We start from the raw sequence: 13,917 nt of genomic DNA, 5'->3' as shown, positions 1-13,917 counted from the left end.
AAAAAAAACTCATATGGATAGAAAAACTTTTAATGAATATGAATTAAATTCTGATAAAGAAATGAACCTTTGGCAGAATTCCATATTCATATTTGATACTTCTGCATTAATCGATTTTTATTTCTATCCGAAAGAGACAAGACAAGAAATTTTCCAAAAGATTTTCCCAAAGCTCAAAGAAAGGTTATGGATACCCAATCACGTTCAATATGAATTTCTTAAAAACCGAAAAGGAAATATTGAAAAGCCTATTGTTAACAACTACGAACCTATAAAAAACGAAAAGTTAAAAAGTTTAAATTCAGCCAAATCGCAAATTTTAAAAATTGCTCGTCAAATTAAACAAGATACCCTGAAACCTGAAAAACATCCGTTTCTTCCCCAAGAAAAAATTGATGAATTTATAGACTTTACAAAAGAACTTGAAAACAAAGTTAAACAGTTTGATAAAGACATCAATGAGGAAATCAAGAAGCAAGAAACAGATATTAAAGCTTTAAATGAAAATGATACTATTTTAAAAGCTTTTGAACAATACCTTAAGGTTGGAGAAGAGTTCACTCATTCAAAAATTATGGAAATTGTTACCGAAGGAAAATTGAGATATGAATTTAAGATTCCACCTGGTTACGAAGACAAAAAAGAAAAGGTAGGAACTCAAATATTCGGAGACCTAATAATTTGGAAACAAATATTAGAGTATTCTAAAAAAGAAAATAAGAGTGTAATTTTTGTAAGTAATGACTTAAAAATTGATTGGTGTTACAAAGATAAAGATTCAAATAATAGAATTTCAAGTCCAAGACACGAGCTTATCAAAGAATTTAAAGATAATAATCAAAAGGAATTTTGGATGTATAGTCAATCACAGTTTGTTTATATAGCTAAAGAATTCTTGAAAATTGATATTGCCGATGCACGAATTGAAGAAATATCAAATGTTATCAGTAATAGAAATAGAGATGAACTTATTTATGAATGCAATACTTGTGGAAATAAAAGTGCTATCCCTGAAGAAAATTTAAATTATGAATTTGAATGTATTGAAATTTCCGAAAGACAAATGGGAACAGAAAAGCATTATAAAATGGAAGAGAATTTAAAATGTGCTTATTGTCGCAATTCAACAAAACTTACATACGAAATTTGGGAATACCCACAATATACTTTTAGCCACGAAGAAATAAACATTGAAAACGCGAAAATTATAAAAAGTCTTGATTTTGGCAGTTTGTTTTTCGACAATATCATTGATATACCTGACGAAGATATGTTTAGAGAACGATAAAGAATATGCACAACACCGTATAAAAATAATTGCGGCTTAGTGCTTAATCAAAGGTCGTTGCGTATTTATAACGTCTGATTTTCCTTCGGGAAAATCCTCGCATATAAACCTACAACTATTCTTACATATAAACGTTGGCAGTAAGTTTATTGGACAGCAGGAATCTTAACGATATAAAAACAGAAATGACGACACATTCTATACAAATGTTTTTAAAATTTGGGGAAGAAAAACATATTAATGACCTATATCATAATGGTACAATTTTTATGAATCCAATACAGTATTTTAGAAAAATTGAAGATGGAGAATTAAGAGGTGACAAATATGAAGGTATAAGTAAAATTACAAATCTTCCACCAGGACAATTTGAAATTCCATCACTTAACTTTAAAGGAAATTATTTAGCTCTACAATATAGAGAATCATATGACATTGTATTAGGAAATATTTTTAGTCTTTATTGTATTTCTTCTCACGGTTGGAATAACCCTAATGATTTTAAAATTGACGAAAAAATAAAAAACTTTGGTTCTCATTGTTTGGTAATTACAGACAACGCAAAATTTTTGTCTCTAATTGAAGAGAAATTAATAGAATTGAAAGTTAAATTCAGGCATAATTTTATTAAATATTACGACAAAGACAAAGTAAATCGAACAATTTCTTTGTTTGAAAAACCTTTAGAATTTGAATATCAAAAAGAGTTTAGGTTTTATGTGGAACGTAAATCAGAAAAACCATTTAGCTTTAGTATTGGAAGTTTAAAAGACATTGCCGAAATATATATTGCTATTGATATTGTCAACACTTTAAAACTGAAAATAAAAGAAGACATAACTTAACAAGAAGAAAACCTACTGCCAACAGCCGTTACAAGAGATTTTGGTATTAGGCTGAATTTAAAGATGGTTCTGTATTTGGAAAATTTGTGTTTAACCGAAAAATCCCGAATCTTTAGTCCCCAACCTCGCCAAGCGCCAGAATGTTAGCAGTAACTTAATCATATAATTACCAAAAATGACCAAAAACATTCCTATAACAACTCTTCTATTGACTTATTTATTTATTTGTGGTTCTTTATATCTTATAGGTTTTTGGAGCACTTTTGATGTAGATGTTTTTAGTTTAATATCACTCTATGATATTCCAAAAAACTTTGTTTATCCTTTAATGCTGTCGCAAGTTTTTTATGTTTTAAATATGATTACCGGACAATATATTCATCAAATTTCTTTTTTTGACGGCGATGAAAATAATGACAACTTTATTGAAATTAAAGAGGAATGGTCTACTAATAAACAAAAGATATTGGGAGTAATAACCTCAATTAATCTTTGGGTTACTTTATTTGTTGGAGGGATACAATTTTTTTTCGATAAACCATTCCAAAATCCAGTTTATTGGACGTTAATATCTATAGTTTTATCATACTATTTATTTTATAAATTTTTCAATTATACTCCTGTTAAGGTATATCTAAAAAATGTTTATTTGAGATATTATATAGGACATTTTATTACGTTTTTCCCTATTGCTTGTTTCTCGTCGGGAAAAGTTAACAGCTTAAAAATTTATAATAATTCTGAAAACAAATATTTTGATGTTATAAATTCTAAAAATCAAACACAAATTAACGACAAAAAATGCTTAAAATTTTTAGGGTTCGTTAGTGATAAATATATTTATAGCACAATTAACAATCAACAAATATATATTTTGAGTAAAGAATCTTGTGATGGAATAGTTATCAGCAAAAACTAAGCTACTGCTAACAACTCTTTGGATATAGCTGGAATTTAGTGGAATTATCGATTCGCACTATATTTTCGTTAAGCCACTAATCGAGCGGTTACGAACTTCCAGCCATCTCAAAGTGGCATAACGTCGGGCGACAAATAAAAAAACAGTAATCTAATATATTAAAAGAAATGAAAAAACAACAATTATTCATTTTACTCGTATTGCACATATTAAGTCTAAATTTTGCAAATGCTCAAAAACTATCTGATAATGCAGCAATAGAAATAGTAAACAAATCTATAGATGCAATGGGTGGACAAAAATTATTACATAGTATAAAAACACTATATACTGATAGCGAAACTGAAATGCAAGGAAGAAAAGTTAATTGGATTGTAAAAGAGATGCTACCTAATAAAGGAAGTTTTCAAATAGTTTATCAAGGAAGAACAGTTTATCAAAATTGGTTTAATGGAAAAGTTGGTTATGAACTGAATAAAGGAGAAAAAAAACTAGCAGACCAAGAAGAATTTAAAGATAAAAATTACAAGGAAAACATCTTCAACGAACTTGATTATATAAATCCAAGTCTATATAATCTTGAATTTATTGGAGAAGAAAAAATCGAGTCAAATAATTGTAATAAAATAAAAGCTACTTTAATAAATGGACTTGTAAAAGTTTTATATTACGACAAAACTACATTTCTATTAACCAAAACTGAAAAAATATTAAATGCAGAAAAAAATTCATTTTCCACAACTTACTATTCTAATTATAAAAAATTTAATGACCTAACTTATTTTACCGAAATGAAATTTGGCGAAAGTGAAAACATACAAATAGCTACGATCATAAAATTATTATATAACGAAAATATAACAGAAAAAGATTTTCAATAAATAGAAAATGTGATCGCATAAGCGCTGTTTTGAGCTAGCTGGAATTTAGTGGAATTGCCGTTTCGCATCAAGTATTCACTTAGCCGAAAATTGAGCGGTTACGAATTTCCAGTCATCTCAAAGTGGCATAACATTGTAGATAATTTAAAAATTGCAATATGAAACAAAAATTATTATTAGCATTACTATTGATTTTATCAATAAAATCTTTTTCGCAGGATTCGAAACTTAGTGTTGAAATGCACTACCCGATACCAATTGGTCAAAATTTTATCGAAAAAAGTTACACTGGAATTATTGATATTGGAGCTAAATATAGATTTTCGGAAATAACAAATATCAATATTGGAGCATCAATCAATGGCGGAATTTTAGTAAATAATACTAATGATAATAACGGAAATCTAGACTTTAAAGTTAAATCATATCTTTTTCAACCAAAAATTTTTTCTGAACTTAAAATAGAATCAATTACTAAATTGCACCCATTTGTAGGGTTTGGGTATACTTTTATGGTTTTTGATGCTTCAGGAACAATTAACGGATTTGATGTTTCAAGTTCAAGTGAAACACTAAGTGGAATCAATGCTAATTTTGGAGTTGCTTATGATATAACTACTAAAATATTCATAGACATTCAATATGACTATGTGAAATTGAAAGTTGACAAAGAAATCCCAAATACTGCATTTAATACAAACGTAAATTTATTAAAAGTTGGATTAGGTTTCCGAATATAAAAAACATCTGCCAGCAACCATTTTGAGCTAGCTGGAATTTAGCGGAATTATCGTTTCGCATCAAGTTTTCGTTAAGCCGAAAATTGAGCGGTTACGAACTTCCAGCCATCTCAAAGTGGCAAAATTTTATCTGCTATTTTGCCAAAAAAAAGAGCCCTAATTAACTAAAAAACATACTAATAGGATTATGCAAATTTATAAAATAAAATAATGAAAATAGTATTTATATTTTTTCTGTCTTATAGTTTGCAAATTGCATATTCGCAAAAAATTGAGCCATGTGACGAAGTTATTCCTTGCAGCGAAAAGAATCCGGAAATATTTATTTTCATCGGAAAAAAAATAGATGTCAGTCCTGTCAAACAGCCTATAAGTTGTTATACTATTGGAACGGATCCGAAAACTAAAGCGAAGATTAAACTCTTCAATATACGAATGGATTCTAAATCTAAATCGAAGTATAGAATCTTAAAAAAAATATCTAAAAATATAAACTTTGAAATTATTGATTTTGTATCATACGACCATGCTTCAATGGTAAAATACGATGAATTTGAAAATGTTCTTTTATTTGTTGGCAAATATTGCAATGAATTAATTCTTCAAAAACACCTATATCAGCCAATTTACAAAATGAAAAACGGAAAGTGGGCAATACCTGTTTTAGAAGAATTTGATACCACCAAAAGAAAAAGCAACAAAGAACCGCACAAAGTCGATATGGCAGAACCAATAACTGTTCCTCGTTGGCAATCTCATCAAAAATTGGAAAAAGTTTATCCAGAACCTTATTTCGAAATTAAAGAAGGTAAAGTTTATATGAAATACGGATATTACCCAGAAGAATTAATAACAATGTAAAGAAAAAAACAGCAGGTAACAGCCAGTACAACGGATTTGGGCATTTGGCTTAATGAAAAGATGGTTTTGTACTTGGAAAGCAGGCATTAACCGAAAGATTAGGCTTCCTTAATCCGCCACATCGCCAAACGACCAAACGTTGAAAATCAAAACTTACCAAAAAAACAAGACTAAATAATAATATTTACAATTATAAAATGGATTTAGAAAAATTTTTTTCATCTGAATTGATTCTTGAAAATGAATCAATCTTATTACGCCCATTATTTTTTGAAGATATCGACAAAATAGAATCTATAAGCTATGATAAAGAATTAGGCGAATTTGGAGCAAAAGTAAAAAACAGAGATGATTTAGTGAATTATTTTAAATTCTGTCTAAATGCAAAAAAAGAGAAAGAACTTTATCCTCTAATAATTATTAAAAAAGAAGATAATGGTCCAATAGGATTGACAATGTTTGGTAATTTTAGTTTTCAAAATAAGAGATTAGAAATTGGATGGACTTGGATAGGTGAAAAATTTCAAGGAACAGGTATAAATGCAACTTGTAAAGCACTTCTTTTAGATTATTGTTTTAATACTCTAAATTTAAGAAGAGTTGAATTCAAGATAGATGTAAAAAATTTAAAATCACAAAAGGCAATAGAAAAAATTGGAGCCGTTAAAGAAGGATTTTTAAGAAATTACAACATTCAATCCTATGGAGAAAGTGACGGAACTTATGTTTATAGTATTTTAAAAGAGGAATGGAAAAATTGATTATTGTATAAAATATTTTAGAAAGAACTCGTAAAGCAGAAAATACTTAAGCCAATCTTTGTCTAAAATGAAACATTAAACAGAAGATAAATTGAATGGAAATTATTTGCGCATATAGTTACGCCCTTATACACACGTATTGCGCCATTTGCGAATTTAGTAGAATTTCTGTTTCGTATCAAGTTTTCCTTAAGCCGAAAACTGAGCGAATATCAACTTGCAGACATCTCAAAGTGGCATAACGTTGTACGATATGCTAGAACTAACATTCTACCAAAAATCAACATACTAATAATTAAATGACAAACCTGATTACACCGAAACTACTTAAAACATTTAAACGAATATTGTCTGTTGCAATCATCATCTTTTTATCTACATTTTTACAGATTTATTGGGCAATGGGAACATTGTCTGACAAGATATCGAGTGGTTGTTTAGATTGCAGTTTCTTCTTCGATGCTTTTATAATTTTTTTGATTACTAGTGTTTTTTTTAGTTTTCTTTTTTTGATTTTCCACTTAATCAAAAATAATTATCTCAAAATTGTGATTGAGTTTGTATTATTGTTTTCTCTTTGGTTATTTTGGGATTACACAATTTATGTTGATAGGGAAAGTTCTTGGAGTACTTATCTTTTCAGTGATGAATTGAATTATACAATTTCAGTTTCGTTTTTGCCTAATTTTTTGTTATCACTGATAACCATATTTATTATCGACTTTAAGCTTTTATTAAAAAACAATAATCCAGAAATGAAAGATTTATTTAAACTTATTATACTTGTTTTTGTTTTACAATCTTGTCAAAACAAAAAAGACAATGGACTAAAGGAAATAGTTTTAGAGGATAGCATTTCAATTAAAGTAAAAACAAAAACTTCTAAATTTAAAACAAACTTATTAAAAGATGTTCCAACAAAAAACTTTCCAATAATTGACAGTACGAACTTTGATGACTTTGAAAAAGGTGGTAAACCTCATAATGATGTTTTGAAACTATTTAAACTTGAAACAAAAAAAGAGGATGTAGAACATTTCAGAATAAATTACAAAATTCCTTTTTCTAAAAATTTCACTTCTATTGCTATTACTTACCAAAGTGGTGACCATGAATTATTTTCTTCACTAATCACTCTAGATAATGAAAATAAAATAATTGATATATTAGAAATTGCTTATGATGAGATAACAGAGTCTGCATTTCAAAAAACGAGCGAAATAAACAAATACAAAATAATGGTAACGGAATGGAACTGGATGAGTGGTGAACCTATTACCGAAATTGAAACATACATTGTAAAAAGTAATGGTAAATTTAAAAAAGTAAAATAACAAAAGCACCATCGCCAAATAAGGGTTTTGCTTCAGCCGGTAGAAGTGCAACATTCAGCGGTAGTTTTTAAATTCAACTTTTGTGGTAATATCCGCTTTTTTGCTTCAATATCCCGCCCGAACTCACAGCCGAAACGTCATGCGATATGCTGAACAAAAACGCATTAAATCAAAATTGATATAACAGGGAATCAAGAGACTAATCAAATTTCATGAAAAACTTAACTTTACTTATAATCTTACTATTCTTTGTACAATCTTGTAAAAATGAGTCACAGAAAGTAAATAAATCAATTATGCAAAGTAATAAATTTCATTCGGATAAGATAAGAGACAGTATTTTTGAAAATGTAATAGAAATTACAGACGCGGATGTAATGTATCAAGGCACAAATTATATTTTTAATGTCACAATCCCTGAAATGAATGAAACACCTATTTTATACGTATCAACAAGAGTTCCACAAGAAATACTTTCTCGAATTTATCCAAATTTTCAATCATTAATTGTTATATCTCCAAACTGGAATTATTATGATGAAGTTTCAAAAGAATTAGGTGCAAGTGTTAGCTATGCAGAACCAAGAACAAGTACAATAATATATGAATTTAATAGAGAGGGTGGAATAATAAAAAAAGATAGCATAATTATGATGGACACATTTCCTGAAATTAAATTTAAAACAACTACAAAATGAAAATAGTATTTGCGCTAGTAATTTTTTCCTTAACCTTACATTCTTGTGAAAACAAAACAATTGTAAAGAATCAAAGAGATGAAATGCAAGACACTATAAAAAAAGCAACAGTTAAATCTGATGAGAAACAAATAACAGGAAAAAACCCAAAAGTTTTCACAGATACCTTTGAATTTGAATATTATAATGATAATTATATGCGGTTGCATGCAAAAATATGAACAGACTATTATTTATTTTTACAATCATGGTTTTAATTTCTTGTTCAAATAAAAAATCGAATACCGATAATTTAGAAGGAGGTAAAACTGCCACGTACCAAACTTTAGAAACTAAAAATAAACCTTTTGATAAAACAAAGAGTGAATATTCTTTAGGAAATTATATAGGAAAGATCGGGAAAAATTTAAATGTTAGTTTTCACCTGGATAATTATGACGGAAAAGTTTTGGGATTTTATTACTATAAAGAAAAAGGAATCGATATTAGTATTCGTGGAAGATTAAAAGAAAATAATTTGGTGGTATATGAACTAGATTATAAAAACGATACAACTGCTGTTATAAAAGGAAGTACTGATAAATATGGTATTAAAGGAATATGGATTAATTTTAAAAGTAAAAAAGAATATCCATTAATTTTAGAAAAAAAAGACATTAAAATAACTCGTTTACCAAAGAATATTATTGGAGAATACCATAATGATATTTGTAATTTGACACTTAGCATTACTAAATTAAAAGGCGAATATTTCTATAATTATAATTCAACTGAAAGAAACCTAAAAGGAAAAGTTACATTTTTAAGAGAAGAAGACCTATATATAAACCTTTCCGAAATAGAGTTTGCTGAAGATTATTTTGATATTAGTTTACCCGAAGAGGATTTAGAAAAATCAAAAAAGTATGAAGAGTTAAAAAAAGTGGGCAAACGATATATTGGTGTAGAATGTTATTATAGTCCTGAAGAATTAACCATTCAAAATTACGGGAATGCAATGAATTATTACGTTAAATTATCTGATTGCGGCGAAAAGTACATTCGATTTAAAAAACAATAATTAATTCCAACAGCCAGTTTTTCATTACGTTCGTATTATGAACAATGGAACTTGCCACTGGTACTCGCCCACTACGACGATCTATAACAGGACAACCATTTGCCTTATTTTACATCTAAATATTTCAATTAGTGAGATGGGAAATCCCCTGATCTCACTGCGAAACTTCAATAAAGTGATCTTATATTACGCTAGCTATTTTAAAAAATCATCTATTTAGTATAGAATCTAGGAGTAGTTGTTAATCTTTGGTTATTCACTATGTCAAACATTTAAGATTTACTTAAGATTAAACAGTTGTTTAACTAATTTATGTGTAGTAAATTAGCCATTAACACTAATGTAAATATTTTAAATATGAAGAAATTACTTTTTATAATGAGCTTAGTCATGTTGTCGTATAGTACGGTAACAGCACAAGCTAATCCAGCGAGTGCTAAAGACATTTCAAATTTGCAGTTTACAAACTCGCAGTTCTATGACAGTAACGGCAATTTTCTAAAAGAAAAAGCCAAAGATGCCGTGATGCAATTGTTAGCGTATCATCAATATCCCGTTTTTGAAGGAATGCGTGAGAAAATCAATGTGACTGATTATGGTGTAGGGAACTTTGCCAAATTGGGATTGTCATCTATTACTTTTGTAAATAATGAGAAAGAGCACTACATGCTTATGGATATTTTTATATTGCCAGGGCAAATGCTAGGAGAGCACCGACATATAGCCGCTGCAGGAAATCCTGCAAAAATGGAAGGCTGGCTCATAAAATATGGTAGTAGCTATATTGCCGGAATTGGTGAAGACAATACCGCTAATTTTCCACAAGTTGTAATTCCACAAGAACATTGGGAGGGAAAGACTTCATCAAAGCATATTACTGAGGCGAAGCCTGGCGATTTCTTAAATTTATTAGAGAAAGGATCTTATCACTGGCAATTTGGAGGTAAAGAAGGAGCTATTCTTTCAGAAGCTGCAAATGTACATACTCCTTCTGGTGTAAAAAGACCTGATCCAAAGATGAAATAGAATGGAGAGAAATGCAAATGTGATTCATTTGATTATCGATGTTACAAAGCCCATCCGATGAAATAATTGATGAATACAACGCATCAGTTTATATAAATTCATTATTTGTCATCGAAATTGACGAAGTGATGCAAAACAATTAAAGAGGACAATTTGTCCTCTTTTTTTATGAATGCACAGATGAATTTTAATCCCGCTGCTGCATGTCTGCTACGAGTACTCATATACATACGAATACGAGTCGTAGCGCTTGCTACACAGGTCATAGGAACGCTAGTATCGCAAGAGAATATATTAGTATTTTTATAAGTGTAGCACTTCATACTGATTTGATAACTTTAGCTTGATGTTCTGCTAGTATCTTTTTGCTTGGCTTAATTTTGTAACTTATAAAGATTAGTTCGAAATGGCAAGAATGGGGTTAGGGCGGCAAATTATTAATGCGGTGGCACTCTTTTAATGCGGCTTTTTGGCTTCATAAAAGATTACTTAATTTCGACTTTTGTTTTTATAGGAGTTCGGTTAATAGCATTTGTTAATTATAGCCCGACTTGCTCACGAAACTTCAGAATTAAGCGGAGCATCTTCAAATTATTTCTGTAGATAATTTTATGTTAATAGTAGAGGGTAAAGTTGTAATATGTAGATGAATTGTTATTTTTGTTCGGTTTTAATCATTTAGCGGGTCTATAAATTTTTATTTACTGCAACTTATCACGTATATTTGAACGCGATAGGGGATTGTGATTATTACTACGATAACTTTAATGTAAGATCGTACCCTTTAATTTTAAAATATGCCAATTAAAATACTACGAATGAAATTTGTAAATACTAAAATTGCCTTTTTGTTTTTCTTGATGTTGTTGTCTAGCCTAGGAATGAGTGCACAAGAAATTATTAATGAGGTAGAACCGGTGGTTCAAAAGGCTGAAGTTGTCACAGGAAGACAAAAAATTGATGGTATTATTGCTACTGTAGGTGATTATATAATTCTAGATTCAGATATCGATAAATCATTTTTAGAACTTTCTAGTCAAGGAAATTCAACAAAAGACATTACAAGATGTCAAATGTTAGGAAAGTTGATGGAAGACAAATTGTATGCGCATCAAGCGATTCAAGATAGTATAAAAGTGACCGATGCAGAGGTTAAGGGAATGATGGAAGAGCGTATGAACTACATGGTAGAACAAATTGGTTCTATCGAAAAAGTAGTTGCTTATTATAAAAAAGATTCTGAAGAAGATTTTAAAACGTATTTCTTTGATATTTTGAAGGAAAACAAATTGACTTCAGAAATGCAGAAGAAAATTGTAGATGCTGTTGAAATTACCCCAGAAGAAGTTCGTAATTTCTTTAAGGGTATTCCAAAAGATGAGTTGCCAACCTTTGGAGCTGAGATGGAAGTAGCTCAAATCGTGATTACTCCCAAAGTATCTGAAGCAGATAAACAAAAGGTAATTGATAAGCTAAACGGTTTTAGAGACGAAATCAAAGCCGGAACTTCTAGTTTTGCTACAAAAGCAGTTTTATATTCTGAAGATCCTGGGTCACGATCAAGTGGTGGTTTCTATAAAATGAATAGAAAAACGCCATTTGTAAAAGAATTTAAAGATGTCGCTTTTGCATTGCCTGAGGGTGAGATATCTGCTCCATTTGAAACGGAATTTGGTTTTCATATCATATATGTAGAAAAGATTAAAGGACAAGAATTAGAACTGCGTCATATTTTAATTGCGCCATCTGTAACAAGAGCATCTCTTGATGAAGCAAAGGAGAAAATAGCATTGATTAGAAAAAGAGTTTTGGATAAAGAAATTACTTTTGCTGATGCTGCAAGATCAATGTCTGATGAAAAAGAAACTCGAGCGAATGGTGGTGTGTTAATCAACCCTAAAACTCAAGATACAAGATTCGAACTAACAAAGATGGATCCTGTTTTGTATGGTCAGGTTTCAAGTTTAAAAGACAACGAAATTTCTCAACCTATTATAGATGAAGAAAAGCAAGGTAAAAAAACGTATAAATTAATTACTGTTACTAATCGTATCAATGAGCATACGGCAGATTATGGTAAAGATTATATTAAAATTAAAGATTTAGCTTTGAAAGAAAAACAGATCAAGGCCATCGGAAAATGGTTTGATGAAAAAATCGGAGAAACCTATGTTAAGGTTTTGGGAGAATACAGAGATTGTGACTTTACAAACAATTGGTTGAAAAAATAATTTTTAGTAAATAGATAAAAAGAGTTAGTTTTATGTTTTCATAATACTAGCTCTTTTTTAATTTAAAATAGATTCAAAAATGTCAGATGTAGCTGCTATCCATACTTTAGTTCAAAAACGAAATGAATTAAAAAACGAAATTGCAAAGGTAATTGTAGGTCAAGATGAAGTGGTCAATCAAATATTGATTTGTATCTTTTCTGGAGGACACGCATTATTAGTTGGGGTTCCAGGATTGGCAAAAACATTATTGGTCAATACACTTTCACGTGCTTTAGGTCTCGAATTTAAAAGAATTCAATTTACTCCTGACTTGATGCCGTCGGATATTTTAGGAAGTGAAATATTAGACGAAAACAGGCAATTTAAATTTATTAAAGGACCTGTTTTTTCGAACATTATTTTGGCAGATGAAATCAACAGAACACCGCCAAAAACTCAAGCAGCGTTATTAGAAGCGATGCAAGAGCGCTCTGTAACTATCGCAGGACATCATTATAAATTAGACTTACCCTATTTTGTTTTAGCGACTCAAAACCCTATTGAGCAAGAAGGAACTTATCCTTTGCCAGAAGCACAGTTAGATCGCTTCATGTTTGCGGTCAAATTGGAATACCCTTCCTATGAAGAAGAGATTGAAGTTGTAAAGAGAACAACAACAGATAATAAAGTACAAATTCAGTCCTTATTCACGGCTCAAGAAATTATAGATTTTCAGCAGTTATTACGTAGAATTCCTGTAGCAGACAATGTAATTGAATATGCTGTTACTTTGGTCGGTAAAACAAGACCCAAAAGTGCGTTAGCGACAGATTATATTAATACCTATTTGGATTGGGGGGCAGGCCCAAGAGCATCACAAAATCTTATTCTAGCGGCGAAAACACATGCTGCGTTCAACGGGAAATTTTCTCCAGATATTGAAGATGTAAAAGCTGTCGCGGTTGGTATATTGCGACACCGAATTATAAAAAATTATAAGGCCGATGCCGAAGGAATTACAGAAGAAATGATTATTGGCAAAATAGTGTAATACGCTATAAATATTTTATAAAGCTCTAGTGCGAACTAGGGCTTTTTTTGTATCCCTATTTATCCATTATCTCCAACATGAATATAGTGCGTCATTTGTTTATAAAGTAAATTTTTTTTCGCCCTTATAATTTGTAAATGATATTGTCTGTAGTAATTTAATCATGTCTACTTGTCATATTGCTGATTTCTAAGCGATGTGCTGTTTTTCCTAATATTTTTTAGGCTTCAAAATATCAAT

Annotated in this window: 15 protein-coding genes; 14 read left to right on the top strand and 1 reads right to left on the bottom strand. The window is 29.9% G+C overall.

What is annotated here, in order from left to right; translation table 11 throughout:
* Positions 1-13 precede the first annotated feature (13 nt).
* From LXH21_RS01880 to LXH21_RS01825, 12 genes are all read left to right on the top strand, one after another.
* On the top strand, positions 14-1,288 hold the full coding sequence (locus tag LXH21_RS01880) for a PIN domain-containing protein (RefSeq protein ID WP_239862262.1): 1,275 nt from the start codon (positions 14-16) through the stop codon (positions 1,286-1,288).
* A 185-nt stretch (positions 1,289-1,473) separates the two neighbouring features.
* Positions 1,474-2,133: a hypothetical protein gene (locus LXH21_RS01875; protein ID WP_239862260.1), complete on the top strand. Its 660-nt coding sequence runs from the start codon at positions 1,474-1,476 to the stop codon at positions 2,131-2,133.
* A gap of 175 nt (positions 2,134-2,308) precedes the next feature.
* Entirely contained in the window at positions 2,309-3,052 is a 744-nt protein-coding gene (locus LXH21_RS01870) for a hypothetical protein (RefSeq protein ID WP_239862258.1), read from the top strand.
* A gap of 167 nt (positions 3,053-3,219) precedes the next feature.
* Positions 3,220-3,933, top strand: a complete 714-nt coding sequence (locus LXH21_RS01865) for a LolA-like protein (protein WP_239862256.1) — start codon at positions 3,220-3,222, stop codon at positions 3,931-3,933.
* A gap of 158 nt (positions 3,934-4,091) precedes the next feature.
* Positions 4,092-4,673 carry an outer membrane beta-barrel protein gene (locus tag LXH21_RS01860; RefSeq protein ID WP_239862254.1) on the top strand — a complete coding sequence of 194 codons (582 nt, stop codon included), beginning with the start codon at positions 4,092-4,094 and terminating at the stop codon, positions 4,671-4,673.
* A 210-nt stretch (positions 4,674-4,883) separates the two neighbouring features.
* Positions 4,884-5,534 (top strand): hypothetical protein, encoded by a 651-nt coding sequence (locus LXH21_RS01855; RefSeq protein ID WP_239862252.1) that lies wholly within the window; start codon positions 4,884-4,886, stop codon positions 5,532-5,534.
* A gap of 197 nt (positions 5,535-5,731) precedes the next feature.
* A complete protein-coding gene (locus LXH21_RS01850; protein ID WP_239862250.1) occupies positions 5,732-6,295 on the top strand; it encodes a GNAT family N-acetyltransferase in 564 nt (187 codons plus the stop codon).
* Positions 6,296-7,050: 755 nt separating this feature from the next.
* Complete coding sequence (locus tag LXH21_RS01845) at positions 7,051-7,629, top strand: hypothetical protein (protein WP_239862248.1); 579 nt, start codon at positions 7,051-7,053, stop codon at positions 7,627-7,629.
* Between the two features lie 212 nt (positions 7,630-7,841).
* Positions 7,842-8,327, top strand: coding sequence for a hypothetical protein (locus LXH21_RS01840; RefSeq protein ID WP_239862246.1), 486 nt, complete (start codon positions 7,842-7,844; stop codon positions 8,325-8,327).
* A complete protein-coding gene (locus LXH21_RS01835; protein ID WP_239862244.1) occupies positions 8,324-8,548 on the top strand; it encodes a hypothetical protein in 225 nt (74 codons plus the stop codon). Before LXH21_RS01840 ends, LXH21_RS01835 begins: the two co-directional genes overlap by 4 nt.
* Positions 8,545-9,387 carry a hypothetical protein gene (locus LXH21_RS01830; RefSeq protein WP_239862242.1) on the top strand — a complete coding sequence of 281 codons (843 nt, stop codon included), beginning with the start codon at positions 8,545-8,547 and terminating at the stop codon, positions 9,385-9,387. Before LXH21_RS01835 ends, LXH21_RS01830 begins: the two co-directional genes overlap by 4 nt.
* A 357-nt stretch (positions 9,388-9,744) precedes the next feature.
* Entirely contained in the window at positions 9,745-10,413 is a 669-nt protein-coding gene (locus LXH21_RS01825; protein ID WP_239862240.1) for a cupin domain-containing protein, read from the top strand.
* A gap of 101 nt (positions 10,414-10,514) precedes the next feature.
* Here LXH21_RS01825 and LXH21_RS01820 read toward each other — a convergent pair whose 3' ends face one another.
* Complete coding sequence (locus LXH21_RS01820; RefSeq protein WP_239862238.1) at positions 10,515-10,736, bottom strand: hypothetical protein; 222 nt, start codon at positions 10,734-10,736, stop codon at positions 10,515-10,517.
* 495 nt (positions 10,737-11,231) lie between these two features.
* Between LXH21_RS01820 and LXH21_RS01815 the strand changes: the two genes are divergently transcribed.
* Together LXH21_RS01815 and LXH21_RS01810 are read left to right on the top strand one after the other, a co-directional pair.
* Positions 11,232-12,644, top strand: coding sequence for a peptidylprolyl isomerase (locus LXH21_RS01815; protein WP_394799564.1), 1,413 nt, complete (start codon positions 11,232-11,234; stop codon positions 12,642-12,644).
* A 79-nt stretch (positions 12,645-12,723) separates the two neighbouring features.
* Positions 12,724-13,677, top strand: a complete 954-nt coding sequence (locus tag LXH21_RS01810; protein WP_239862233.1) for an AAA family ATPase — start codon at positions 12,724-12,726, stop codon at positions 13,675-13,677.
* Positions 13,678-13,917 lie beyond the last annotated feature (240 nt).

It is taken from the genome of Flavobacterium algicola (assembly GCF_022399565.1).
Lineage (GTDB): Bacteria > Bacteroidota > Bacteroidia > Flavobacteriales > Flavobacteriaceae > Flavobacterium > Flavobacterium algicola.
The sequence above is the reverse complement of the archived record's forward strand: the minus strand, read 5'-3'. Positions and strand labels throughout refer to the sequence as shown.